This is a genomic window from Paenibacillus puldeungensis, from assembly GCF_042678945.1.
GTDB lineage: Bacteria > Bacillota > Bacilli > Paenibacillales > Paenibacillaceae > Fontibacillus > Fontibacillus puldeungensis.
The window spans coordinates 100,702-127,343 of sequence record NZ_JBHTLM010000014.1; the positions used below are offsets into that span (position 1 = coordinate 100,702).

General features: G+C 45.4%; 24 protein-coding genes and 1 pseudogene. 5 read left to right on the top strand and 20 right to left on the bottom strand.

Annotated features, from left to right (window positions below; all coding sequences use genetic code 11):
- Window positions 1–48: 48 nt before the first annotated feature.
- The 6 genes and pseudogenes from ACFQ3W_RS18120 to ACFQ3W_RS18145 all read right to left on the bottom strand — a co-directional run bounded on the left by ACFQ3W_RS18120 (window position 49) and on the right by ACFQ3W_RS18145 (window position 6,896).
- The gene (locus ACFQ3W_RS18120; protein ID WP_379320652.1) at window positions 49–1,131 is read right to left on the bottom strand and encodes a response regulator transcription factor; all 1,083 of its coding nucleotides are present in this window, start codon (window positions 1,129–1,131) and stop codon (window positions 49–51) included.
- A complete protein-coding gene (locus ACFQ3W_RS18125) occupies window positions 1,124–2,890 on the bottom strand; it encodes a sensor histidine kinase (protein WP_379320653.1) in 1,767 nt (588 codons plus the stop codon). Before ACFQ3W_RS18125 ends, ACFQ3W_RS18120 begins: the two co-directional genes overlap by 8 nt.
- A 359-nt stretch (window positions 2,891–3,249) precedes the next feature.
- Window positions 3,250–4,572 (bottom strand): S41 family peptidase, encoded by a 1,323-nt coding sequence (locus ACFQ3W_RS18130; RefSeq protein WP_379320654.1) that lies wholly within the window; start codon window positions 4,570–4,572, stop codon window positions 3,250–3,252.
- A gap of 162 nt (window positions 4,573–4,734) precedes the next feature.
- A pseudogene (locus tag ACFQ3W_RS18135) lies at window positions 4,735–4,965 on the bottom strand (transposase); the annotation flags it as partial.
- A 401-nt stretch (window positions 4,966–5,366) separates the two neighbouring features.
- On the bottom strand, window positions 5,367–6,185 hold the full coding sequence (locus tag ACFQ3W_RS18140; RefSeq protein ID WP_379320655.1) for a TrmH family RNA methyltransferase: 819 nt from the start codon (window positions 6,183–6,185) through the stop codon (window positions 5,367–5,369).
- Window positions 6,186–6,221: 36 nt separating this feature from the next.
- Window positions 6,222–6,896 (bottom strand): potassium channel family protein, encoded by a 675-nt coding sequence (locus tag ACFQ3W_RS18145; protein WP_379320656.1) that lies wholly within the window; start codon window positions 6,894–6,896, stop codon window positions 6,222–6,224.
- 127 nt (window positions 6,897–7,023) lie between these two features.
- On the opposite strand from ACFQ3W_RS18145, the gene sspI reads away from it, so the two are divergent.
- On the top strand, window positions 7,024–7,260 hold the full coding sequence (gene sspI, locus ACFQ3W_RS18150; RefSeq protein ID WP_379320657.1) for a small acid-soluble spore protein SspI: 237 nt from the start codon (window positions 7,024–7,026) through the stop codon (window positions 7,258–7,260).
- A 107-nt stretch (window positions 7,261–7,367) separates the two neighbouring features.
- Here sspI and ACFQ3W_RS18155 read toward each other — a convergent pair whose 3' ends face one another.
- The 10 genes from ACFQ3W_RS18155 to ACFQ3W_RS18200 form a co-directional block, all read right to left on the bottom strand.
- Window positions 7,368–8,951: a peptide chain release factor 3 gene (locus ACFQ3W_RS18155; RefSeq protein WP_379320658.1), complete on the bottom strand. Its 1,584-nt coding sequence runs from the start codon at window positions 8,949–8,951 to the stop codon at window positions 7,368–7,370.
- Between the two features lie 171 nt (window positions 8,952–9,122).
- Window positions 9,123–10,673 (bottom strand): glucose-6-phosphate dehydrogenase, encoded by a 1,551-nt coding sequence (gene zwf / locus ACFQ3W_RS18160; RefSeq protein WP_379320659.1) that lies wholly within the window; start codon window positions 10,671–10,673, stop codon window positions 9,123–9,125.
- A 263-nt stretch (window positions 10,674–10,936) separates the two neighbouring features.
- Window positions 10,937–11,734 (bottom strand): YwmB family TATA-box binding protein, encoded by a 798-nt coding sequence (locus ACFQ3W_RS18165; RefSeq protein ID WP_379320660.1) that lies wholly within the window; start codon window positions 11,732–11,734, stop codon window positions 10,937–10,939.
- Window positions 11,735–12,153: 419 nt separating this feature from the next.
- Complete coding sequence (locus ACFQ3W_RS18170; RefSeq protein WP_379320661.1) at window positions 12,154–12,804, bottom strand: response regulator; 651 nt, start codon at window positions 12,802–12,804, stop codon at window positions 12,154–12,156.
- Window positions 12,782–13,861: a sensor histidine kinase gene (locus ACFQ3W_RS18175; protein ID WP_379320662.1), complete on the bottom strand. Its 1,080-nt coding sequence runs from the start codon at window positions 13,859–13,861 to the stop codon at window positions 12,782–12,784. Before ACFQ3W_RS18175 ends, ACFQ3W_RS18170 begins: the two co-directional genes overlap by 23 nt.
- A gap of 19 nt (window positions 13,862–13,880) precedes the next feature.
- Window positions 13,881–14,531: a cell wall-active antibiotics response protein LiaF gene (liaF, locus tag ACFQ3W_RS18180; RefSeq protein ID WP_379320663.1), complete on the bottom strand. Its 651-nt coding sequence runs from the start codon at window positions 14,529–14,531 to the stop codon at window positions 13,881–13,883.
- Window positions 14,532–14,645: 114 nt separating this feature from the next.
- Entirely contained in the window at window positions 14,646–15,344 is a 699-nt protein-coding gene (locus tag ACFQ3W_RS18185) for a PspA/IM30 family protein (protein WP_379320664.1), read from the bottom strand.
- Between the two features lie 3 nt (window positions 15,345–15,347).
- Window positions 15,348–15,851, bottom strand: a complete 504-nt coding sequence (locus ACFQ3W_RS18190; RefSeq protein ID WP_379320665.1) for a PspC domain-containing protein — start codon at window positions 15,849–15,851, stop codon at window positions 15,348–15,350.
- A gap of 3 nt (window positions 15,852–15,854) precedes the next feature.
- Window positions 15,855–16,529: a PspA/IM30 family protein gene (locus ACFQ3W_RS18195; RefSeq protein WP_379320666.1), complete on the bottom strand. Its 675-nt coding sequence runs from the start codon at window positions 16,527–16,529 to the stop codon at window positions 15,855–15,857.
- A 57-nt stretch (window positions 16,530–16,586) separates the two neighbouring features.
- Complete coding sequence (locus ACFQ3W_RS18200) at window positions 16,587–16,883, bottom strand: hypothetical protein (RefSeq protein WP_379320667.1); 297 nt, start codon at window positions 16,881–16,883, stop codon at window positions 16,587–16,589.
- 353 nt (window positions 16,884–17,236) lie between these two features.
- On the opposite strand from ACFQ3W_RS18200, the gene ACFQ3W_RS18205 reads away from it, so the two are divergent.
- On the top strand, window positions 17,237–18,514 hold the full coding sequence (locus tag ACFQ3W_RS18205) for an ArsB/NhaD family transporter (RefSeq protein ID WP_379320668.1): 1,278 nt from the start codon (window positions 17,237–17,239) through the stop codon (window positions 18,512–18,514).
- 124 nt (window positions 18,515–18,638) lie between these two features.
- The gene (locus ACFQ3W_RS18210) at window positions 18,639–19,130 is read left to right on the top strand and encodes a cation:proton antiporter regulatory subunit (protein ID WP_379320684.1); all 492 of its coding nucleotides are present in this window, start codon (window positions 18,639–18,641) and stop codon (window positions 19,128–19,130) included.
- A gap of 67 nt (window positions 19,131–19,197) precedes the next feature.
- Here ACFQ3W_RS18210 and sdaAA read toward each other — a convergent pair whose 3' ends face one another.
- The 4 genes from sdaAA to ACFQ3W_RS18230 form a co-directional block, all read right to left on the bottom strand.
- Window positions 19,198–20,070, bottom strand: a complete 873-nt coding sequence (gene sdaAA, locus ACFQ3W_RS18215) for an L-serine ammonia-lyase, iron-sulfur-dependent, subunit alpha (RefSeq protein ID WP_379320669.1) — start codon at window positions 20,068–20,070, stop codon at window positions 19,198–19,200.
- A 49-nt stretch (window positions 20,071–20,119) separates the two neighbouring features.
- A complete protein-coding gene (gene sdaAB / locus ACFQ3W_RS18220; protein WP_379320685.1) occupies window positions 20,120–20,764 on the bottom strand; it encodes an L-serine ammonia-lyase, iron-sulfur-dependent subunit beta in 645 nt (214 codons plus the stop codon).
- Between the two features lie 54 nt (window positions 20,765–20,818).
- The gene (locus ACFQ3W_RS18225) at window positions 20,819–21,898 is read right to left on the bottom strand and encodes a M24 family metallopeptidase (RefSeq protein WP_379320670.1); all 1,080 of its coding nucleotides are present in this window, start codon (window positions 21,896–21,898) and stop codon (window positions 20,819–20,821) included.
- A 63-nt stretch (window positions 21,899–21,961) separates the two neighbouring features.
- On the bottom strand, window positions 21,962–24,241 hold the full coding sequence (locus tag ACFQ3W_RS18230; RefSeq protein WP_379320671.1) for a beta-L-arabinofuranosidase domain-containing protein: 2,280 nt from the start codon (window positions 24,239–24,241) through the stop codon (window positions 21,962–21,964).
- Window positions 24,242–24,381: 140 nt separating this feature from the next.
- Between ACFQ3W_RS18230 and ACFQ3W_RS18235 the strand changes: the two genes are divergently transcribed.
- Together ACFQ3W_RS18235 and ACFQ3W_RS18240 are read left to right on the top strand one after the other, a co-directional pair.
- Window positions 24,382–25,239 carry a helix-turn-helix transcriptional regulator gene (locus ACFQ3W_RS18235; RefSeq protein WP_379320672.1) on the top strand — a complete coding sequence of 286 codons (858 nt, stop codon included), beginning with the start codon at window positions 24,382–24,384 and terminating at the stop codon, window positions 25,237–25,239.
- A 116-nt stretch (window positions 25,240–25,355) separates the two neighbouring features.
- A complete protein-coding gene (locus tag ACFQ3W_RS18240; RefSeq protein WP_379320673.1) occupies window positions 25,356–26,399 on the top strand; it encodes a hypothetical protein in 1,044 nt (347 codons plus the stop codon).
- The last annotated feature ends 243 nt before the right edge of the window (window positions 26,400–26,642 follow it).

The window sequence follows — 26,642 nt, forward strand, 5'->3', positions numbered from 1 at the left end:
TTCATTCCCTTCGGTTAGCATCTTTTTATGCAATATATTGATACCGTTTCATTTCTCATGACGTCGTTTAAATTCTCCCGGCGTAATCCCGAATTGCTTCTTGAAGACGCGGTGAAAATATGGCAGTTCCGGATATCCGGTCAACCGGGCCGCATGTTTGATCGAAATCTCCGCTTTCTCAAGTAAATTTTTCGCCTTCTCCATTCGGATCCGGACGATAAAGTCCGAAAGGTTTTCCCCTGTGGTAGACTTAAATGCTCTGCTCAGATGCTCCTTGCTGACGTAGAAATGCTGCGCGATCGACTCCAATGAAATGGGATCTGCATAATGCTTTTCGATGTAGGCGGTCACTCCATCGATCGTTAGGCGCGTTTTACTCTTCTTGCGCGACTGTATCCATTCTATGGCTCTGACGCATAACAAAGAAAGATTGTGCAACGGACGTTCTTTCAAGACCATCGCTTCGTCTTCTCCAAAAACCTCGGAAAGCGAGAAGTGGTGATGATTGTTTAAGAATCGCACGAGGAGCTCCGCGTAATCCTCTTGGATGAGCACCTTCGTCTCGTCGTCTAAGCCGTTCTCAAATTCCTCGGATATGAAATCGTTCAACTGCTCGAAGGCCTGCATGATACCCGGAACGTCCAATTCAATTAAAGAGGCAAGCGCACGTTGCCGCAATATCAAGTAACGGTCGTTTAACGCATCCGATGAGAAGTCGACCGGCGTGATCGACAAAGGGCTAGTCGTCTTTCGGCGCTCCTTAAGCTCCTCTCTGCATTTCCGTAACGCCTCGTTTAACTCCGCCTCATCGAACGGCTTAAGCAAATAATCCAAGGCTCGTGAGGCAATAGCCTGCTTTAAATAAACAAAATCATCATACCCGCTCATTACGATAATTTTGATCGAGGGGAAGTCCGTGTTTATTCGCTTCAGCAATTCAATTCCATCGATGGCTGGCATCCTCATATCCGTAATGACGATGTCGGGATTAAGCTCGGTAATCAAACGAAGCCCTGTCTTCCCATCCTCCGCTTCGCCAACGACACTTAATTCTAACGAGTCCCAGGCACCTAGTGATTTTACGACTTCTCGGGCCCATGGCTCGTCGTCAATAATTAACACATTAAACATGCTCGGCTCCCTCCCCTGGCTTCGGCAATTTCATCACAATTAACGTTCCTGCGCCTAATCGACTGTATATCTGCAACCCGGTCCCGCCGAAGTGCAGCTTTACCCTTGAATCCACATTTCCAAGCCCGATACCCTTCTGCATTCTCGGTCTTTCCGATTCATTTTCTTTCGATGTTTTGCCGGAGGGGCCGCTTTGCAGCTCCTCGCGTATCGCTCGCAGGCGAGCCTCATCCATCCCAACGCCGTCATCCTTTACAAGGATAGCAATCCTTCCTCTTACCGAACGAATACGAATGTCGACACTCCACTGCCCTTCTTTCGGCTGCAATCCGTGTTCAAAGGCGTTCTCAACAAGCGGCTGCAAGGTAAAGCGCGGCAAAAAAAGACGAGGCAGCGGTTCTTCGGTATCGATCCGTACGATGCACCTTCCCATAAAACGTTGCTCTTGGATATACAAGTAATTGCGCACATGCTTTACTTCGTCTTCCAGAAGAGCTATCTTGTCCCCCGTACTAATCGAATAACGGAGCAGGTCGCCGATTCCCTTCGTGATCTTGTATATTTCCGGGACCTTCTTGGTGAGCGCGATACCCCCGATTAGGTTCAACGTATTATTGAGAAAATGCGGGTTGATTTGGGCTTGCAGCGCCATAAGCTGCGCTTCCTTCACCTCAATCTCCCTTACGTATTCATTCTCGATGAGCTCCTTCATTCTTCTCATCATCGAGTTGTATCCGTGCTCGAGCAGGCCAATTTCGTCGCGGCTCTTCACCGATTTGAATTCAAGCTGATGGATCGGCGTCTTGCGCATCGTCCGTGCCAAACTGACGATCGGACGAGTGATACGCAGGGAGAAGACGATCGATGCGGCAGCCGCAAGCCCCGCGAATAAAAGGCCTGACAGTATGCCCGCCCTTACAGTATCGTTCGCGCTTTCTGACACCGTAGATTTTGGCACAGCCTTAATAAGTGTTAACGCGCCATGGCCGACTTGCCTCGAGAATAGCAGATAGTCATCTGTCTCCTGGAACTCCTTACTACTCTGTAAAAATTGTCGATATAAGTGAATCATACGCTCGTCGCGGATGGCCGTTGATCCCTTCAGAAGTTCGCCGGTATCGTTCAACAGGAAAACGGGGTGATCCACTTCAGTACCGAGAATAGCACTTAATTCTGCCCAAACCTTTTCGTTGATACGTACAGCAACGCCACCTAAAAGGGCCCGATCTTCAAATCGATTTAAGCTATGAAAGGCATAGATATGATCGCCTGCCTGCTTGAAATAGAGACTAACTGGTTTGTCAAGCATTCGGTTCCACGGCCCCTCTTTGATATCAAAGGAATAGCTCAGCCCGCTTACCGCAAAATTGACCATATATACGCGTTTATTACCATGTGTATATAGTGACAGCTCGTTAATCTTTCTCGAATTTTCGTAGAATGTAGACGTCAATGTATTTTGAATGTATCGCTGGTTTCGAAACTGGGCGGCCGCGCCCTGATTTTCCACCATCGTTAAACTGTTCATCAACGGCTCATTGATTTGCAGGGAATAAAATAAAACGTTGATTTGAGAAACCAGTTCGTTCAAATACTGCTCCGCCCAACCCATGCGTGAGGCATTAGCCTCAATTATCTCTTTCTCAACCGAGCTTCGCGTATTATTCGTAGCAATAAGAGTTACAATCAAGACCGGGACCGACGTGAGACAAATCATGAGGACCATAAGACGATATCGAATGCTTGTAAAAATCGACACGCCCCCCCACCCCCTTCACTATTATTTTCTTTTGTTAGCGCTTACATTTTTGTGAAACAAATTTACGACTCCCCTCTCTTTTCCAAGTGTAAGAGGTAAACCTGGAATTCACAATAGGTTCTATTAGCGAAAGTATTTGGATTATATTGATCAGACAGAGGTATTATTCATTTTAAAAAAGGCGCAAAAAATATGAGCCAACAACAAATTAAAAAAATTAGGAATACCTATATAAAGAAAAGTAAAATTAAAAAGACATAGGTGCCCTACCTAATTGGTATGGGCTATCCTTATGCCTGTTTGAAAGTACCTTTGCGTTGCAAATAACCGAATCATTAATAATCGATAGTCTATAGCCCTTAGCTTTTAATTAATTTCAATGCTTGATTTAAATCTATATCTTCTTCAATATGTTTAGGTGTCCATTTTATATATATATGAGGCTGAATTCCTTTTCCGTGTATTGGGTCTATTTCTGTTTTCCGTTCAAGTCTTGATATTGGATAATATAGAGAAAACTGATTGTCCCAATTGACACTAACTAAGTCGCTATAATCATTTAGTCCCATGGTAGCACGTCCTACTATTGTTACTTTGGATGATTCTTTACAAACCTCCACAAGTTCCTCTCCAGCACTTGCACAATAACAGTCCGATAAAATAATTACATTTTTTGGATTATCCTCTCCCTCAAAATTGTTTTCTACTTCTGCAATATATTCCGAAAAGTCAAAAGCAACAAACCCTTGATTTTGATATGTCTTAAATTGATTTTCAGCAAACTCTAACATTTTAAGAGTATCTCCATTATCTGTTGAATTTCGAACTTCCTCGACCAGTTTTAAAAATAGTTCCACATTGCGGTCAGAACAATTAAATTCTCGTACTTTAAAATCAGAACTTGGTTTTTCTCCTTTTTTAAAGATATATCTCAATAAAGAAGAAAAAGCATGAGCATTCCCTCCACGATTACTCCGGACATCAATAATTAAATTTTCACTTTCAAGCAGGTCATCCTTATGTTTTTCAATTAGATTCATTATTCTATCGGGATCTCTAAAATCAGAAAAAGTTAATAATAAAGTGTTTTCATTGATAAAATGCATAGCATAAGTTGACTTTTTAGGAGTTCGTTCGTATAAACTTAATTCCAGTTTAACTAAATCTTCATTCTCATTAATAAGCTCAAAATATTTAGCTTTGTTCATTATATCTTCCCATTCTTCTCTCTCAGGATGAGATTCTCTAAGCATTTCACGGTGCAGTTTTCTTATCGAAGAAATGGATTGTCCGTCAATAGAAACAATTTTTGCCCCTTTTCCAAATCTGTTCTCTTCATAAACCTCTGTTACATATAATGCGTCTTCGTAATTCCTTATAGAAAAACCACAAGTTTTAGCTTCTACCTTTTCTGAATTATGTAAGTGAAAATACATATGACGATCTTTGAAACTAATAAGATATTCATTCACAATTTCAGTAAACAGTTGCGGTGTCATTAATTCACTGGTTTCAAGGCACTCTATTTTTTGGGTAAAATAATCAGGATTATCCCAACCTTTTTTTTCCTCATACCCTGCATAATCCTGATGCATGATAGATACTATCTCAGCAAATACATTTACGTATTCCAAATTTTGTTTCCCCTCCAAATCTTTATTGGCTAAATATCTTTCAACCAAATAGTTTAGTAGCGCTCGAGTATTTTGCGATCTCTTTCCGGCCTCAACCTTTCATCAAGTTCCTGTAAATCCTTGTTTAGTCTTAGCTTGTTCGAAGTATGTGGATAACCATTATTTACATATAGAGGAAAGTAGTTTGATCATTGACTTTCGAGGACAAAATTTAACGATCATCGGTTCAAACTCACCGTTACGGTCGCGAGGCACCTGAATTTCTTGTTCACCATATTCGCTGGTAATCTTCTTCTTGCTTTTACTGTTGTGGCTGTTTGTCGTCTGCATGTTAGAAACGTCATGTTTAGCATAACCCAACTATTGATCAAGTTCCGCCTCTAGCATTTCTTGTAGTGTTTCGGCAAACAACTCTTTCAGGGCAGACTGCACATCCGCCATTGTTTTCAAATTGTGGAGGACTTGCTGTTACCTTTTCTATTTCACTAAGATTACCTTGTTATATTCCAAATCCTTCTAAAAATTTAACTTAGCTTAAATTAAGTAATTTCGAAAAACCTTTATTTTTTCTCCGATCATAATGGCTCATCCTTTCTATCTATCCCCAGCTAATGGTGAATAATCCTTATCGAAAGTGATTTTTCCTCCGGTTTGTCCGAGCCTAAGATATAAAACTTTACCCGGTGTAAAAGTATACTTTTTTTGATTCATCTTCAATATTTTAAAGCTGATGTATAAACCAAATGGCATCGAACCACTTGTACTACAAGGGATTTGATGCCATTTGGTTGTCTCATTTTGATGTTATAACCTGTCTCAAACCTAATCAGTCTCACTTTACGTTATAACTGACAACGGGAATTATTTATGTTTGAAAAATGCCGCTGTCGCATCGCCTCATACAGCAGCACCGAAGCAGCCATCGCTACGTTCAGTGACTCCGCTTTCCCGCGCATCGGGATGATGAGGCCATCGTCCATTAACTCCCGGACTTCGCTGCTCAGGCCGCCCCCTTCGCTGCCGAACAGCAGCCACACCGGGCCGGTGAAATCATAGGCGAAGCAGTTCGCCGCCGCCTGCAGACTCGTCCCGGCCAGCCGAATGCCGCGCGCCTTCGCTTGCGGCAAAACCTCCCCCAACTTGCCGTTCACCACCGGCAAGTGAAAGAGCGAGCCCATCGTCGCACGGATGACTTTGGGCCCGTAAATGTCGGCGCAGCCCGCGCCGACGATCACCCCATCCGCACCGACCGCGTCGGCGCTGCGAATAATCGTCCCGACGTTGCCGGGATCCTGCACACCGTCGAGCACGACGACCAAGCTCCGCTCCTTGTCCAGGAGCGGCTGCACCATCCCGTGGTCTTTCCGAACGACCGCGAACACCGGTTGCGGCGTCTTCGTATCGCTGCATTTGCTGATGACGGCGGAGGATACGCCGACCCATTCCACATCAATACCCGCGGAGGCAGCCTCGTGAAGTTCAGACGGAATGCCACCCTCCACCTCATAGCACACGCATTCAATATCGGCGCGTGCGAGTAGCGCCTCCTTCACCAAATGAATCCCCTCGATGAGGTATTTATACTGCTTGTCCCTATTTTTCTTCTCAAGCAGTCCGGCCCATTCCTTAACCCTGGAATTCTGCGGAGACAATATTTCCATGTATCGGCTCATCCTTATTTTCTAGATAATTAGGTATTACGAATCCTGATAAGCAAGCTCAAGCTTGGTCAAATCGCTGGTCTCCCCGACAATAACGAGAATGTCCTCCTCTGTCAACCGATCCGTTGAAGCCGGAGAAATATTCATTTTATTTCCTCGCTTAATCGCCATAACGTTGCAGCCAAAGCGGACTCGAATTTCAAGCTCCTTCAGATTTTTGCCATACATGGCCTTAGGAACCTTCATCTCAACAATGCTGTATTCTTCGGACAGTTCAATGTAATCGAGAATGTTCGGAGAAATTAGATGGTGAGCGACACGCAAGCCCATATCTCTTTCCGGATAAATGACCTTATCCGCCCCGATCTTCTGAAGCACCTTTCCGTGCAGCTCATTCTGGGCCTTGACGACGATGAGCGGTCCATCCATGTCTTTGAGAATCAGCGTCGTTAAAATACTGGCTTGTATATCTTTCCCTATCGCCACAACGACGACATCAAAGTTGCGAATACCCAGTGACCGAAGCGCCTCTTCATCGGTCGAATCAGCCGATACGGCATGGGTCACCATATTGGATATGGCCTGCGTACGCTGTTCATCCGAATCGATGGCCAGAACGTCAAACCCCATACTGCTAAGCCCATTGGCTACGCTGGTACCGAAACGGCCCATCCCAATGACAGCAAATTGTTTTTTGTCTTTATGTGCCATATTGTCACCACCCGAGACATTTTCATTTGATTTAGTATACCACAATCCCCACTAAACTTGAATTTTCGCCAGGCTCTACGGGTACATTAAAACCAGTCAAGTTCAGATATCAAGGAGGAAAACGTTCATGCCTACGATTACGATGACGTTGCGCCAGGCGGTTATGCACAAGATAAGTGGTCAGGATGAGCAGGGACTGCGGGACATGATTGAAGGCTCCATCGATGCACAGGAGGCCGCTCTACCTGGACTTGGAACCGTATTTGAGGTGATTTGGAAAAATATCGATGCCTCTAAGCAAAACGAGTTAATTTCGGTACTTAAAACGCAAGTTGATGCAATGCATCTAAAATCTCCAAAATGAGCCCATTATGAAACAATAAGCCTTCTTGTTCACGCCGCGGGCGACAGAACATGAAGGCTTGTTCTTTGATTTACTCCTCGATCCTTGTGATATTTTCTCTATATCACTTAAGGTGCTGTTTCCAGGAATTTAGCATCCGGATTTTTCTCCACTGCTGTCCGCATGGCATACTCATTTTCGAACAAGGCAACATAATTGCCCTTCTTATCCTTTACGAGCGTGGAGTTGATGCGGAATTTGGACGGGTCGATTTTTTCAGCAACGATCCAGCGTGCAAATTGGAAAGGCATCCGCTGCAGCTGTACGTCAACGCCGTACTCACCCTTCATCCGGTACTCAAACACTTCGAACTGCAGCTGACCGACCACGCCAAGCAGAGTGTCCTCAAATCCGACAGTCGTGAATACCTGGATTGTCCCTTCTTCGGTCAACTGATCGATCCCTTTTTGATATTGCTTATGCTTCAGGGCGTTTTTCACCGTAACCTTAGCAAAAATTTCCGGGGAAAATGTCGGCAGCTCGTCAAACTCGAAGCTTTGTCCTTCCACCAAGGAATCACCGATACGGAAAATCCCCGGGTCGAATAGACCGATAATGTCGCCGGCATAAGCCTCCTCGACAATGTCCCGGTCCTGTGCCAAAAACTGCTGCGGCTGGGCCAGCTTAATGTCTTTCCCCGCACGCACATGCTTCACCGTCATCCCGCGCTGGAACTTCCCGGATACGATACGCAGGAACGCAATCCGGTCGCGGTGAGCCGGGTTCATATTCGCTTGGATTTTGAAAACATACCCCGAGAACTTCTCGTTTGTCGGCTCTACATCTCCCGCCGTGCTGCGACGTGGTTCAGGCTTAGGCGCAAGCTGAAGGAAGTTCTCCAGGAAGGTCTGCACACCGAAATTGTTTACGGCACTGCCGAAAAACACCGGCGTAAGTTCCCCGTTTTTCACCTTCTCCAGATCAAACGGGTCCCCGGCAACATCAAGCAGCTCCAAATCCTGACACAGTTGATCATGAAGGTAGTCGCCAGACATTTCCCGAATAACCGGGTCTTGATAGCCATCAACCTTTTTGACCTGAATCGTGGAATGATCGTCCCCTTGGAACAGCTCCACCTGATTTTTCATCCGGTCATAGACGCCACACAGCTCGCGTCCCATCCCGATCGGCCAGTTCATCGGCACGGAGCGAATGCCCAGCACCTGTTCGATTTCCTCCATCAGCTCAAACGGATTCCGGCCTTCCCGGTCCAGTTTGTTAATAAACGTAAAGATCGGAATGCCTCGCTTCGCGCACACCTGGAACAACTTGATCGTTTGCGCTTCGACCCCTTTGGCGACGTCGATCAGCATCACGGCGCTGTCGGCGGCCGTAAGTGTCCGGTAAGTATCCTCACTGAAGTCTTGGTGACCCGGGGTATCCAAAATATTAATACGGTGTCCGTTATAATCAAATTGCATGACGGAGGAAGTGACGGAAATCCCCCGTTGCTTCTCTATTTCCATCCAGTCACTAGTAGCGTGTTTGCTTGCTTTGCGGGCTTTAACCGTCCCGGCTAGGCGAATGGCTCCACCAAACAGCAGCAATTTTTCGGTTAACGTCGTTTTCCCGGCGTCCGGGTGGGAAATGATCGCAAACGTACGCCGTTTGTCCACTTCCTGCTGAAGCGCCTGTTCCAATGCTTTGCTCATGCTCACATTCCTCTCGTTCCACAAATTCACGTTTTATATTGTAACATATTTTGTTCCCTTTTTACGCAAAAACACCTCACGGCCATGAAGGACATGAAGGTGTTTAAGATTTCTATACTATATTCAATGGCTAGACCCGGCGGTCCTCTAAAGACACCCCGGCACTTCAATTTAATTGGGAGTAACCCAAACCACGTCATCTTCCTCTTGACCGTTCACAGGCCACCAGTGGAAACCGTCCTTGGCTAACAGCTCGTCAGCCTCTTTGGGTCCCCAAGACCCGGCAGGATACAAGCTGATATCCGAAGGATTTTGCGCCCATGCCGAAGCGATGCGGTCAACGAATGCCCAAGCGGTAGCTACCTCATCCCAGCGAGTGAAGTAGGTGGAATCACCTTGAGCGGCATCATGAATTAGTCGTTCATAAGCTTCAGGAGAGTTAATCCCCACTAAGCAGCTTTGGCAAAATTCCATCGCCAGCGGTTCGATTTGCGATTCCGATCCCGGCTTCTTGGCATTGATCTTAATATAAATGCCTTCCATCGGGTTAACCCGAATAACAAGCAGGTTCGGCTCCAGCGTATGTTTCTGACCAAGGTACACATTTGTTGGCATTTGTTTGAATTCTACAACTACCTCTGTCGTCTTGACAGGAAGTCGTTTCCCGGTCCGAATATAGAATGGAACACCGGCCCAGCGGAAATTGTCAACAAACACTTTAGCCGCAAAATACGTTTCCGTATTGGAGTTTGGATCCACCTTGTCTTCCTCGCGGTATCCGCGCAGCTTCTTGCCCTTGCTTTCTCCAACCGTATATTGACCGCGAACGACATTCTCCTTAACATCCTGTGCCGATTCGTAAGGACGAAGCGAGCGAAGCACCTTGACCTTCTCGTCCCGGATATCTTCCGGGTACAGTCTGCTAGGCGGCTCCATGGCAATCATCGTGAGCATTTGCAGCATATGGTTTTGTCCCATATCCCGCAGCGCGCCGGCATGATCGTAATAACCGCCGCGTTCTTCAACGCCGACGGTTTCGCTCAGCGTAATTTGAATGTTGGAAATATGCTTATTGTTCCACAGCGGCTCAAAGAAGGCGTTGGCAAACCGAATGACTTCGATATTTTGCACCATTTCTTTGCCAAGGTAGTGGTCAATCCGGTAAATCTCTTCTTCCTTGAACACCTGACTCAGCTCTTCGTTCAGCTTTTGGGCTGACAGCAAGTCGTAGCCGAACGGCTTTTCGATGACCAAACGGTGCCAACCGGCACTGCTGAGCATACCGCCCTTCTGCAGGTTGAACGAAACACTTCCGAATAATTCTGGCGCGAGAGCCAAGTAGAACAAACGGTTACCAGGGATGTCGAAACGAGATTCCACCGATTCGGTTAGTTCTCTCAGTTCACGGTATCCGTCCACATTGTTGATATCTAATGATTTATAGGCAAAATGCTCGGCAAAACGTTCCCAATTTCCGGAATCATCTACTTTATAACGACAAAATTCCTCAATGGAACGATAAATGTCGTCTCGGAATTCCTCCTGAGTCCGCGGGCGCCGCGCCACGCCGATCACTGCAAAATCTTCAGACAATTTGCCCTCGCGATATAATGAATAGATGGCGGGAAAGAGCTTACGGCGTGCCAAATCTCCGGTTGCTCCGAAAATAAAAAATACCGCCCCTGGTGTAGGAAGTGGTTCTTGATTTTGATTTTCAGCCATGGCTCCTCATTCTTTCTATAGTAATATTGTCATTTACATTCTATTTCCCATCAAGGCCATATCTTTACACGGCATCACGGGATGTGATGCCATTTTAGCACATTCCCTAAAAGGATGCCATCACATTAATATCAAAAAATGTTATGTTTTCAGAAACTTCATCTAATATTTATCAAATTTTCATATTACGACAAATAAGGCTCCTAATCTAGTTTAACCATTTTGGAGTGCCTTAAATCGAGGAATTTCTCATATTATGGATTTTAGTACTCAACGGTTAACAGCGGGGAACCGATCGATATTTCACTTTGACCCGTATCGCTGCTCCGATGAATCGCCATCTGAAGGGCAACCTGATGGTTTCCGCTAGCTATGGCAATAGGCAATCCTGCAGTCACATAGGTTTGACTTACTGTATTTTCGTCCGAAAAGCCTTCCACTCGCTTAAGTGCTATTTCTCCTTTTAGCTCTTGCTCCAGAGCCAGCAGGTCGGCGGACAATGCCTCTGAGTTCGTAGCACCAACGCTCTGCGCTCCGCCTTGTCCAAATGCTTTAATTCCTTGAAGAGCAACGTTCCATGCTGCCGTGACACCTTCATCAATAAGCGAACTCCCTGCCAAATCTTGCGCTGTAGCAATGTCATTTACCGGTTTTGAACTATTTGCTTCAAGCCGGAGAACAACATAGTACACTCCTGCACCCCTGCCTGTAACCGATAATTCGCTTACCATCCCCTCAAATTGTCCTTTTGTGCTGTATACTTCATGGTCTTGAATCATCGTCTTTACTGGTGCAGGCAATCCAAGCCGCGAGCTGAGGACGCCGGCGGCCTCCACCGGAGAAAGCAGCGTGTTCCATTCGCCCTGCCATTTGATCGTCGTTTGATATGGGCCTTGGATCGCTTTTTCTGCAATAGAAATCACCTTTTGGAGCTGTTCATGAGCCAGCTGTACAGGATCTGTATGTATCTCCTGTTCATTTCCCTTGTTTGTCATACCAAGCAGTATGATAAAACATACGATTAAAATTAGTCCAGAACTCCACAGCTTCCATATCCGCATTTCTCATGGCCTCCGTTCAAATCTATCAATCTATGAACAGAATGCCCGAAAGGCGCTTAAAATATACTCCCTCTCTCACCATCCACCGCTAAATGTATATAGTGCAGCTATTTTCGCGCAAATTCTGAACTTTCGAAATTTAATTGCAAAAACTGCATCTAAAATGGGGCAATTTCACTAGCCAGGTTATTTTGCTCTTAATAACTGCATTTTTTACATTTAAATGTTCGATAGTTTCAATAAGGCGAGGTTTAAATGTACAAAGTACATTTAGTAAGTTTGCAGTAACAATAAGGATGATCATTACGGAAACTGAGCCCAGGATGCAGGTGTTACATTCCGCGTAGATTTAAATAGAGTTCTAGTATACGCGCATGCGTGCCTCTTGGCACCCCGAGTAAAAAAAAGACGGAGTGCTATCACTCCGCCAAGCCGTTCTTATATGCGTAAATTGCCGCTTGCGTGCGATCCTCTACGCCTAATTTTGCCAAGATGTTCGTTACATGGAACTTTACGGTCTTGATTCCGATAATCAATTCATCCGCAATATCCTGATTCGATTTCCCTTGGGCCAGCAACCGCAGCACATCCATCTCTCGTTCGGTAAGATCCTCATGCGCCGGGGCTTCCGCTTTTGGCTGACGAAACCGGTTCATCATTTTCGACGCCACCTGCGATTCCAAAACAGATTGGCCGCGAACCGCCGCCCGAATGGCTTCGGCAATCTCTGAGGCGCGAGAGGTTTTCAGCAAATAGCTGAATGCTCCAGCCTCGATGACAGGATACATTTTCTCATCGTCTAAATAACTGGTAAGTACGATCACTTTAGCCTCCGGCTGAAGCTTGAGTAGCTCCCTTGTCGCCTCAATGCCGTCCATCCCTTCCATCACTAAATCCATCAGCACCACGTCAGGTTTATACTCCTGTGCGAGCCTGATTCCCTCTTCACCACTGCTAGCCTCACCTACGACCTCAATCCCGTCCTCGGTACCAAGCACTGCCGCCAAACCAATCCTCACCATCTCATGGTCATCCACAAGCAGCACTTTAATCTCCTTGTCTATCTCCATAGCCGTCATCCCCTCCGCTTTCCTCTTTCATGACAGGTACAGTAATTTCAATCCGCGTTCCCTTCCCGGGAGCGGTGATGATTTGTATCGAGCCGCCGATTTCAACCACACGTTCCTGCATCGTAGATAAACCATATGAAGCCTGCTTTTTCTCATCCATTTGGAAGCCAATCCCGTTATCCTTCAAAGATACTTTCACCGCCTCACCACGCCTATGAATCCGAATTTCCATCTTATCCGCTTTCGCATGGCGAAGTGTATTGGACATTGCTTCCTGAATGATTCGAAACAGATGATTTTCAATTCCTTTCCCCAGACTGAGCTCATCGTCCATCTCCAGCGCCAGCTCCATCGGCACCTTCGTTTTCAATTCTCTCACGAGATCTAGCAAGCCTTGCGCGAGCTGCTTGCCCTCCAAATAGACCGGCCGCAAATGAAGCAATAAAGCGCGCATTTCCGACTGAGCTACCGAGGCCATCTCCTCGATGAGTTCAACTTGCCGCTGCGCTCTGTCAAAATCTTTTTCAAGCGTTCGCCCTACTGCTGTTGCCGTCATCGAAATTGCAAACAGCTGCTGGGAAACCGCATCATGCAATTCCCGAGCGAGTCGCTGCCGCTCCTCAATTATGGCAGATACTCTGGCCTGCTCGGCCAATTGGGCGTTATGGGTCGATAAACGTTGAAGAGAGGATACCTGCTCCTCCCAACGTTTCCCTATGCGTTCCAACTGCTCGGCCAACCGACCGATCTCATCCTCCCCAAGCTTGGGGACTGTACCGGTTTGATTGCCCTTTTCCCACTGCAGGAGCGCATCTCGCAATTCATCAATTTTACGTTTAGAACGATAGGCTTGGCTAAAGCCATAGGCCGCTCCAATCCCGATGAGCAACGTTGCCAGTGTAACTCCAGCTTTAATACCTGTTCTCCAAGAAGCAAGGGGATGAAAATAACCGTATGTATAAAACACATAAAAAGTCACTGCCATCGTAATGACTGACAGGAGAATTCCTCCACGCATGCTGCGCGATACCATATTACTGGGCTTTCTATTTCTCATGCGGGCATCTCCTCCTGTCTTAAGTTAAGCGTATATCGACATCTCCTACAAGGTAGGAAATCATAATTTTCACTTTTTGTTCACGGAGTTCATAGTTCGGCGATTTCCAATACAGCCGATTCAGCATCCCCGTCTCTTTGTCCTTGCCAAAATCGATTTGTCCAAACATAACGAATGCTTCTATCTCAACGCCGTAATCTTCCGGCACGACAAGATCAATATCGCCAACAATCCCCTGGAACATCAGAATCGTGTTTTGTCCTTCGGCAATGGCGAGTGATAAATCAATGTCCAGCTCCCCGAATACATGCCACATGCTCGTATTTCTGAGAGACCAAGGATCGAGGTCCCAATGAATGCTGGAAGTAATGTTTTGCTTTTGGATAAAGTTGCCCTCAGGCCGGGTCTTTCTAATTTTTGCGTAATACCATCCGAGAGAAATCATCAGGACCGCGATGACCAACATGAAATGTTCCAGGAGGATCATGCCCCCTCCAATGGCCATCAGGATGTAGCCGGTTTTGACCTGCTCCCCTTGGCGAATTTTCACAATTCCGAATGCAATTAAAAAGAGGGCGACAATGGTGAAGAAACTCAGCCATTTTCCGACGAGCATCAATACCCCAATTCCAATCAAAGCGATGGCTAAGAACCTTTTATGCTTATCCATGTCGCACCTCCTTGACAGGTTCATAGAATTGGAAAAGCCATAACGGTATGGGAGTCCATACCGTATGGCTTGACCGTTATATAGCATACCACATTGTCCAGATTACGTGTAGCGTTATTCAGCTTTCTCCTCGTGGCTTGCAGGGGCATTCAATTTAGATTTCAGAGCTTCAAGCTGAGCATCCACTTTGAGCTTCTTCTCGGCTTCCTCTGGGCTGATGTAAGTACTTGAAGTTCCGCGGAATACCGTGCCGGATACTTCGGCTTCAGCTTCCATTTGCATAATTTTTTCTTCCATACGGTGGAAGCCGAGCGATGCGTTGCCGCTTTCGATCGTATGCAGGCTGCTGATTTGGGACATTTGTTTTCTAGCCTTAGCCATTTGTGCCCGGCTGACCAACTCATTGCGTTTATTCCGCAGTTTGTAGAACTCGTCTTTCATTTCATGCAATTGCTGTTTCAGTTCTGCCGCTTGCGCTTCCGATTGAGCGTGCAAGTCTTTGAACTCGGCTTGTTTTTGATCATAGTAGATCTTTTCTTCCAGCATTTTGCGAGCTACTTCTTCTTGACCGTTTTTGAGTGCAACTTCAGCTTGTGCTTCCCGTTGTGCGGAAATGCGTACAGCTTCGTCCAAACGCTGCTTCATTCTACGTTCGTTAGCCATTTGTTTCGCTACTGTAACTTCCGCGTCACGGATTTCAGCCTCCATATCGCGGAGATACTGATTCAGCATGACAATCGGGTCTTCCACCTTATCGAGCACATCGTTAACTGACGCTTTAGTGATATCCTTAATTCTTTTAAATACTCCCATTTTTTACACTTCTCCCTTCTCATAGTTAGAAAGCTTTTTGCGCAACTCTTCCAATTCTTTTTTCATTGCCTTTTTTTCAATATCTTCCATCATGGAATCCAAGTTTGATGTTTCATTAGTACCAAAGCTGGAGCCCGGAGCACCCGTACCATATTGCGATTGCGGCGGCCGGCTTCCGTAAGGATTGCCGTTAGTGTTACCGTAAGGAGGCCGCGTACCAAACCGAGGATCATTATAATAATCGTTTGGTTTTGGACCGTAGGATGAGTTGTAGCCGCCTCCTGGCCACCCACCGTTATAATATGGATCTTGCGGTGGATAAGGCTCCTTAGAGATCACAAGCGCCGCAATGAAGTAGATGAAAATCGTCGTTCCGCCAGTTACTGGGATACTGATCAAAGCTAACAAGCGTAGTGCTACGGTACTGATACCGAAGTATTCACCGAGGCCGCCGATCAAACCGCTAATCCATTTATCCCTTCTGGACCGATATAGTCTGTTGCCCATTCATTACTCCCCCTCTTGTTTATTCAGCTTCTGCTTCAAACGGGAGAGCTCCTGTTCCAAAGTTGATTGAATCACGGACCCTGCCTGATTGACGAAATCCTGACCTGTCCGTCGTAATTCCCGAAGACTGCGAGCTTCCCATTCCATATCGGAAACCCGATCTTCTAGTCGGTTGAACATTTTCGGAACATCCGGCACGCCATATTCGCTCATCCGCTGGTTCATTCGTTGCTGCAAACGGAGCGTCTCCATTCTTGCGAAGTAATACTGCCGTTTGCTGTATACTACCTGATATTCGGTTTTCAGTTCATTTAATTGGCTCTCCAGCTCTTGGAGTGACTCCAAGCTTTGAGAATAGAGGTCCGAATACTGTTCGAATTTCTCCTCATACAGCATCTTCTCCTGTACTGCTAGCTTAGCAAGATTATCTTCCCCAGCCTTAAGTGCCATTAAAGCTTGTTCTTCCCGTTTATCACGCATCAACTTGGCTTGGTCTAATTGTTGTTTCAACTGCTTGGCGTGTCCGGAATAATGGTAATGCAGCTTCTCAGCTTCTGCTATTTCTTGACGAGTCTCAATCAGAAACTGGTCAATCAAGCGTACCGGATCTTGAGACTGCTCAAGTCGTTCATTCAAAGTCGCTACCGTAATATCTCGTACCCGACGAAATACACTCATGAGTTACCCTTCCCTCCTAAACTTAGGATCTTTGATTTCTAGTTGTGATGTATGGTATTAATAGCTCCGTCTTCCTCTAAGCGTTGAGACGCCGTACGCGATCAATCCGATACCAATTGCCGGAACGATCAACCAGGCGAGCTTGGAGATCAGGGCCATCACCCCGAAGAAGAGCACGATCCATCCAAAAAATGCGTTGCCCCGGCGAATGCCGTAATATCCAAGACCGACCATCACGAGTGCAACTATCAGTCCGAACAAGCTGCCCAGGAACGGGGTAAGTTTACCCAGCAAAATCAAAACACCCAATGTAATAAGGATCAACGCGAAACCACTTGAACGATTTGTTTTCATTGTTTTCACCGCCTCTCTTTTGTATCAACCTTATGTCTATATTCTAGGAGAATTCCGCGCTTTCCAAAACAGACTGGGGACGGTTTTTGTTCCTAGACCAAAGTCGAGGTACCTCTCAGCCTTAAGGTAGAACGGGGGCATGTTATTTCTGGCTTAGGTTCTTTACATTTTAAAAACTCAATAATATAATGATAAAAGCAGTACAATACAATAGAAAATGACAGTAAACGGAGGAGCCTGCCATGTAGCGGGCTCTTTTTGCCTTTTTTTAGCCTTATTAGGTATTTTTCCGCCCCTGCATGGCAATCTATAGCTATCTTCGTGTCATGGAGAACACAGAGGAGGAAAATACTTTGGAGCAACAAGCAATCTGGGCGATCGGTATTTTTTTGCTGACATACGCGCTTATCATTTCCGAAAAGATCCATCGGACACTGCTCGCTATGGTCGGTGGTGTACTTATGGTCGTTCTGGGTATTATTGACCAGGAATCCGCCATTCACCACATCGATTTCAACACGCTTGGACTACTGATCGGAATGATGATTATCGTAAATACAACAGCAGAAACTGGACTATTCAACTACATCGGGATTTGGACAGCGCGCAAAGCAAAGGGAAATCCGGTCACGATTCTGTGGCTGCTATCTTTAATTACGGCGATTGGTTCCGCTTTTTTGGACAATGTGACTACGATTATTTTGATGGTCCCTGTAGCCTTCAGTATCACTCGGCAATTAAAGGTAAGATCATTTCCTTATATTTTTTCGCTGATCATTGCCTCAAACATTGGAGGGACGGCTACGTTAATCGGGGATCCTCCGAATATTATGATCGGAAGTGCTGTTAAAGAGCTTACTTTCGTGGCATTCCTGCAGAACCTGGCGCCTATTGCCATATTGATTCTGGCGGTCACATTGCCGATCTTTATCGCTCTTTTCCGTAAAAGTCTGAAAACAGATTCTAAACATCGTCAATCCTTGATGAACACGAGCTTAAAAGGGTTGATTACAGACCAAAAGCTTCTGGTGAAATGTTTGATTATTTTGGGCCTTACTCTATTAGGCTTCTTTATGCATCAAACGTTTCATCTCGAGTCAGCCACGGTAGCGTTGGCTGGAGCTTTTCTGTTGCTGCTGATTACCGGGGAACACGTGATGGAGAGAGCATTTCGGACTGTGGAGTGGCCAACCATCTTTTTCTTTGTAGGTTTATTCGTTCTTGTCGGAGGGTTAATTGAGACGGGGACAATCAAACGGCTCGCTGAATGGTCCATCGAATTGACCGGTGGCGATCCGCTGCTGACTTCCATGCTTATCTTGTGGCTAAGTGCCATCGCATCAGCATTCCTGGACAATATTCCGTTTGTAGCTACCATGATCCCGATGATTCAAGATATGGGCAGCATGGGAATCAGTAATCTGGAACCTCTGTGGTGGAGTCTTGCACTTGGCGCATGCCTGGGCGGCAATGGTTCGCTGATTGGAGCCAGTGCCAATCTGATCGCAGCCGGCATGTCCGCCAAGGAAGGAGAGCCGATCACCTTTGTTCGCTTTTTAAAAATCGGATTTCCGCTGATGATTTTGTCGATTATCCTCTCGAGCGCTTATATCTTGATCCGATATTTTTAAAGGTTCAGCTTTTGAGATATATTTGTCGTTATGCTATCCTTAAGGTAAGTAACTATATTTATATCGGAGAAGCAGGAATATCATGCCCTGATGTATGATATTTAGAAACTGGAGGCAAATATATATGAATCTCAAAGAAACGGACCTGCCGGGCATAGGCAAGAAGTTCTCAATGGAAACTCGCAGTGGTAAGAACCTCAACATCATGATTCGTGACGATGGACGCCGCGAATTGTCTCATTCTGACTTGGATAATCCCGATGAGCCGATTTCCATGGTTACGTTAGATGACGATGAAGCCAAGTACGTATCGGCGATTATTGGTGGTGCTACGTATAAGCCAACAGCGCTCGATAATATTGAAGTGGCGCTCGGTGATCTAATCATTGAATGGTATCGTTTGGATTCCAAATACAAAGCCATCGGTAAAACGATCGGTGACTTAAGAATACGTCAACGCTCTGGTGCAACGGTTATTGCAGTGATCGAGCAAAATCATTCCAAGCATATCAATCCGGGACCGGATCTGCTGTTTACCTCTGGGGCGCTTGTTGTCGTCTTAGGTGAACGTCTTCATCAGCAACAGATCCAGCAAATTCTTTTGAATGGGGAATGAAACATAGTCCCTTAAACTGAGAGGCCCTTTTCCGTTTATTTGGAAAGGGGCCTCCTTTTTCAATCTGTCAGCTGTTTTTGCTAAATATTTTTTCTTTCAGCTTTACGGCCGTCTGAGTGGCAGCCAATCCGCCTTCTGCGGTTTCTTTAAAAATGGAAGGCATCTGGCGACCTACCCGGTACATCGCACCTATTACTTCATCCGGTGGAATAACGCTGCGTATCCCAGCCAACGCCATATCGGCAGAAATGAAGGCTTGAGATGACCCCAGTGCATTTCGTTTCACGCATGGAACTTCGACTAAACCGGCGACCGGATCACAAATCAAGCCCAGCATATTTTTCAAGGTAATGGCAACTGCCTGGGCTGCTTCATCCGGGGTTCCGCCTGCGGCACATACTAAAGCGGCGCTGGCCATGGCACTGGCCGATCCAACCTCCGCCTGACAGCCGCCTTCCGCACCGCTGATCGAGGCATTATTGCCGATGACCAGGCCAAATGCTCCGGCAGTAAATAGAAAATCAATTTGCTGCTCATGGGTCAGCTGCAAACGGTCAATTGCAGCCATGAGCACCCCCGGGACGATCCCCGCGCTGCCGGCAGTGGGAGTGGCACAGATCAGCCCCATTTTCGCATTAACCTCATTTACCGCAACGGCATTACGCACGGCAGTCAAAATCGTGTCACCGCTTAAAAAATTGCCTTTTTCAAGATATGCGGTCAGCTTCGGCGCATCCCCACCCGTGAGCCCTGTCACCGATTTGACTCCGGAAATTCCCTCGGCAATCGATTGTTTCATAACCGCCAGATTGCGCTCCATAGCCGTCACAATCTGTTCGCGCGTCAGGCCATTATGCTCCATTTCTGTAGCAATCATCAACTCTGCAACAGAAGGGAAGTGATCGGCCTGCTCCACTAATTCTTCTATTGAATGAAACACACTCATCACCCCCACTTCGAAAATTCATGAAAGGGATTTTCGAAGATGTTCAATCGAAAAAACCTACATTATATACATGAGGAACCTCACGCAACCGTTTCGTGATATTTCCAATGTCTGATTGATCCACTTCCATGATCATTATCGCCTTTTCACCTTTCGACTCCCGGGTTACGGTCATCGTGCCAATGTTAATATTGGATTCAGACAAAATACTCGTTATCTTCGCAATCATTCCGGAAATATCCTGATGGACAACAATAAAGGTGGGTGTCCCCATGCTTAAAGAAATCTTGAACCCGTTCAATTCCGATATTTGAATGCTTCCTCCGCCAATAGAAATACCTGTGACAGAAAGCTTGCGGTCCCCTTTATATAGCTTCATCTTTACCAGATTGGGGTGCTCGGCCTTTTCCTCCCGGGGGAAGAATAAGATTTCTGTTCCTTGCTGGCGGGCCATGTTCAAGGAATCGGCTAGTCGGCTATCGTCGGGATCCATTCCCAATAATCCGCCGACTAACGCGATATCGGTACCATGACCACGGAAGGTTTTTGCAAAAGATTCGTACAATTCAATTTCCACTTTGTCGGGACGCTCTCCGAATATGTTGCGTACAATTTTGCCGATGCGGGCAGCACCGGCTGTATGCGAACTGCTGGGACCTATCATTATCGGCCCTATAATATCGAACACACTTTTGTATTTAGTAGGATCGGACAATGCTGCTCACCTGGTCTTTCCACAGAATCATTTGTAAAACGGCAACACGATCAAGTCCTTCTTCGGAGATTTCGTCAGCACCTGGCTCTTCTCTTTTCCGACAAGAACGTCATCCTCAATCCGGACTCCCCCAATTCCCGGCAAGTATAAGCCCGGTTCAACGGTCATGATTGTATTCTCAACAAACTCGTGATCAGATCGATAACTGATGAAAGGAGCTTCATGAATATCCAGCCCAATGCTGTGGCCAGCACCATGATTGAAGTGTTCATTCATATTTTCTCTTTTAAAGGGACTGCGGATAATCGAATCCAGCTCTTTACTTTTCATCCCGTGACGAATCGCATTTAAGCCCGCAAGCTGCCCCTCCAAAACCAAATCGTAAATTTCTTTAAGACGTGGATGAGGCTCTCCTACCGCAACCGTTCTGGTAATATCTGAAGCATATCCCCCAAAGGTAGCGCCGAAATCGAGGATCACCATATCCCCCAATTCAATGATTTTGTCGCTGGCCTCTCCATGAGGATAAGAAGACCGGATCCCCGATGCAACGATCGTTTCGAAGGAGGTTCTCTCGGAGCCAATCTGCTTCATGAAATACTCCATTTCGGTCGCTACCTGCTTCTCCGAAAGGCCTGGACGAATAAAGTTTAAAATGTGCATAAATGTCCGATCGACAATTTTTACGGCTTCTATAGTACTGCGGATCTCATCTTCATCTTTTACTGCCCGGAACTCCTCTACCCAACCATCCGCTATTCTGGTATTCACTTGAACCAACGACTTGAAAAGCTCTCCATCGCTGTAGCTTAAGTGCGACCCTTCAAATCCAACTTCCTGGATACTGTGTTTACGGATGATTTCGGCCGTTTCGGCCATCAGTGATTGACTCCAGCACACAATCTGAATCAGGTCGCTTAGCTCCTCGCGGGCCTGTTCCACATAACGGCCGTCAGTGATGAAAAAAACGGTGCTTTCCGTAAGGAGCAGACATGAATCCTCCCCCGTAAACCCGCACAGATAGCGCACATTTTTCGGATTGCTCACATACATGGCTGGCAGTTTTTCGTCTGACATTTTCTTCAGCAAACGTTCGATTCGCTTCATTGTGCCTCTTCCTCCGTTATATAGAAAGAAGGGGGAATTTGAAAAATCCCCCCTAACCTCTGATTAAATAGTTTTTACATACAAATGGTAGTGCTCGTGGTTCACTTCGGCTAACGGCGCAAATTCGAGGTTCTGATCCTTGAAGATAAAACGGTTGGAACCCGCCACACGCTCAAATTTTTCCGAGAGATTCTTAACGTTCACCGGCAGTTCTAAAAATTCTTTTTGGTCCGAGACAGCGGCCAGAATATAAGGACCAAAGGCCAAGGAAGCGATGTCGGCTTTATCCGGCGTAAATTCCAAGCGCAGCTCTGGAGTAAACTTAATCGTCACTTTATCTCCCTTGTTCCATTTTTGCGACAGAACAATATAACCGCTTTCATCTGTAACATGAGCCTGTTTTTGATTCACAAGAGCTAAAACTTTTCCTTGATGCCAGTAAGGCTTGCGAATTCTTAAATTTTTTCTCGTCAAGGTTTCAATGTCAATTTCAACATCACCTGTGAACACTTCAGGAACGGATTGTACAACCTGCAGTCCCTTTTCCTCATCATTCAGTGCCGACGGAACGAACAGATTGACGTATAAGGAATCGGCATCCTCAAAGAAAATTGCCTCGTTATATTTAAAGTGGTTTTCCAATCCCGTCCCATGACAGCACGAGTTCTCCTCATCAAACCCTTTTTGACCGCCTGGGCTGGTCGGCATAAAGTAGGTGCTAGCGCCTAAGCATTCGTGATCCGTCGAAGAAAGAATGTGGTTTAGCATTGTTCTTTCGTAATAATCCATGTACTTTGCATCTTTCTCATACGTGTACAACTGTTTTGTCAATTTCAGCATATTGTATGAAACGCAGGTTTCAGCCGTATGCTCAGTAAGATGTGCGCCTATTTCGTATGGCTGCTGAAACATTTCCCCTTGGCTGGTTCCACCGATGGAGTAGAGATGCGCCTTTACAACCGATTCCCAGAAAAACTTAGCGATTTCGTAATATTTCTTCTCTCCTGTAGCTTCGAAAATCTTGAATGCTCCGACGACTTGCGGGACGTGCTGATTGGCATGCATCGCACCCAAAGCGTCTACTTTTTGCTCCATTGGGAAGAATAAGCGATCGTTATCAAACAGTTTTGCTGCAAGAATATGCTGTTCCTTATGCGTATAAGTATAAAGTTCGGCCAAGGATTCATTGATACCGCCATATTCGCCAGCAATGTACATGCTCCACATTTTTTTCAATTGTGCATTCGGCAGTGCGCTTACTCGGTTATATACCCAGTCGCCCAACTTGTCGGCAATGGTCAAAGCCAGTTCCAATCCCGCCAAGTGATAACTGTCCAACAGGCCAGCAAAAATTTTATGCAGGGTATAATACGGAGCCCAGATTCCCGGATATCGTGTGTATACCTCCAGCAAATCAAACTGTTCCTCGGAATATGCGCTAATAAATCCATAATGGTAACGATCGTCTGCTTCAAAGGCCAACTGTACTTTGTTTAGCTCTTCAATCATGTAGGACAATTTTTTGTAAATCTGTTCATTGCCCGTTGATGAATAGCAGAGAGCCAGCCCGGATAGATAATGACCAGTGGTATGCCCTTTCAACAAACTATCTTCCGAATCCCAGCCGATCATGGCCGGTGCATTTAACGTTTCCAAGCCGGAGGCTTTTCTAAAATTGTAAAGCATTTGGTCATCATCAACCGTCAATAAAAACTTCAGTCTCCGCTCCTGCGCTGTTTTCAGCATGGATGCTCCATCCAAACGCACCTTTTTTGTCGAGATGGCATGCAACTGAGGTTTTTTATTGTTCGTCTTTTCCAGCTTGTTCTCTATTTGAATAACAGCCTCTACCTCATATAGCGTATCCGTCAGATTACCAAAAGCTTTTTTCTCCCCGGTTTCCGAAAACACACGTTTTTCTCCATCGCGCCATGTCACGGCATGGGCAAGAACACTCCCACTAACGGTTTGAATGGAGATTGTAGCAGGCAGGTAAAATTCCTTGTTCACTTCCTGTTTAATAAATATTGGAAAAATCTTTTCGACCTGGATTTTATTTTTCTCCTCCAGGATCTTCACTTCATAAACCTTTTGCAGACTCGCCTCTCCATACTGGAAGGTAGCTGTAATCGGAATAACCCGATCTCCCTTCCCATACTCAGGCTGGTGTACTTTCCCGGACCCGTTAATCCAACGATCATCCTTCGAGACCCAAGTAATTTTAGACCCATTTTTACCTTCGGTTGGCAAGTTAATATCAAACTCTACAGTCTTTAGATTCCCAAGGTATAAAGCCTCAATATCCCTTTGGACGATTTCCAGATCACTCACTTTATTGGACATCTTATTTCCTCCTAACTTTTCTGTTAATCGCTTTCACACCATTCATGTTACAAGAATAAAAATTTACTGTCAGTAGTTGAAAAAAAGATTAGGTGGATTATAGTTACTATATAGCAAATTCAATTTGGAGGGGCTTAATTATGTACTTCGTTGATAAAGAATATTCGGACCATGCGACCTTTTTATCTGCAGGCACCTTTATTACGAATCAGTCCTGGATTCATAAAGAAAGAGTAATAGACAGCTATGAAATCATCAGTCCAGTTGATTCCACACTTTATATCGAGTGTAATAATATCCCCTACGCGATCGAATCGGGTGAGATACTTGTGATACCTCCCCACACGCTTCACCGGGGAATCAAGTATTGTGAAGGGCGTATGAAATTTCACTGGCTTCACTTCTCAGCAACAAATTTGATGCTCAAAACTGAAGCAGAGGTCATTCAGGAAATTAGCGATAATAATCCGGATAAAATGGTCATTTTGCCCATCTACACCAACAAAATAGACTCCAGACGCTTTCATGTCATGTTTAATCAACTGCTGGATTTGTATCAGGAAAAAAAGATGAAGAGCTACTTAGATGCTTACCTAACCTGTCTCTTATATGATTTGACCTCGGAAATTATGGATTATCTGATCCAAAAAGAATTTAACGGCAACCGACTGCAGCCGATCCAGGATTGGATTAGAATTCATGCCTTTGAGGATATTACTCTCGAACAGATTGCTGATAATTTCAAATACAACAAAAATTATTTATCTAGAATTTACAAGGAAAATGCAGGAATCGGAATTTCGGAACAAATCATCAAATTCAGACTGAAGCACGCTAAAGAACTGTTGACTGAAACCGATTTGAGCATTATCGAAATCGCTTCAGAAGTTGGATATGAGGACTCGAAATATTTCATGCGCCTATTTAAAAAATATGAGAGCGTCACTCCCACCCAATATCGAAAAACATTTTTTTACAAGCACTATAATAAAAAATGATTTAATGCCATATAGTCCACTTTTAGTAAGGTTTGCACTACCGTAATCTTAAGAGATCGATGATATCATACAGGTAAGCGGTTTCTTATGACAAAAATACTTACACGGGGGATTCTATGACAGAGGATATTGGGTTAGAAATTGCCGTTGTCCGATTCATTGATTTTCACAGAATCGAAATTTGTTGGAATGTCGATGTGGAAGGAGCTAATGATCCGCAATCGTTTTTGGTTGAGCTTGATGGAGTGAGGCTGCCTGTTTGCTTAAATGAAGATGATGAAGCATGGGATACACGTTGTGTATACGAGCCGTCGAAACGAAAAACTACGCTATATTTACAGAATCCTATACAATTTTGTGACCTGGGGAAGGTTAAGCTTTCCGTTGTTGGTACAATCCGCAGCGTACAAGGAAATCAACCTGTAAATCTTCGAGATTACCCGATAAAAAACTTTGAACATTGCTACACCAGATTTACCCGCACAACATCCGGGATTCTCATCAAATCATCATCCAACGTCGATTTTTCCGTCCACAAAAGGGCGTGTAAGATGATCGAGATCATGCTATGTAAAAGACCTGAAATAGGGCATAAGTTGGCGGAGCTTCATGCTTGTCTAGCCATCTACGGCCTGCAGGAAGATGCATACGACATACCGGAGCATCGCGGCGGTGTAGATTTCTTAAAGTACACCGTTGAAGGATTCGGCGGGACTCCGACGATCCCCGTTACTTCCGTGTCGGAAAAAAATATTATGCGTTATTTGGATGGCCCTTATCAGACAAAATATAAAAACGAATCCATATTGGCTCATGAATTCGGTCACGCTGTCCACTTAATTGGGATTAACAACCTGGAAGATCAGACATTGGCCAAGCAATTTGTAAGCGCTTATGAAAACGCTGTAGCAAATAAACTTTGGCCGGGAACCTACGCCATCTCCAATTATGAGGAGTACTTTGCGACATTAACGGCCATCTGGTTTAACGTCATGGCCGAAAGTAAAGATGGCGCTTGGGATGGTGTCAGAGGCCCAATCAACACTCGCGAAGAATTAAGAGAGTATGATCCTGTTGGCTACTCCTTTTTTGAGTCCATATATCCTGATCAATCCTTCCCTGAGCCTTGGGACAGTACACCCGATTATTTCTCGCTTTGATAATGATGAAGACAAGGACCTAGCCTGTGGCTAGGTCCAACTAAATGTAATTCGTGCAGCTATTTCCGGGCAAATTCCGGATTTTTGGACTTTAACTGCATTTCCTACATCTAAAATGGGCCAATTGGGCTTGGCAGGGTTATTTTGCTCCTTTTAGCTGTACTTTCTGCATCTAAATGCTTAAGGCTCCGAGCGAGTCGATATTTAAATGTACAAAATACATCTAGTAGGCTCTACGATCTC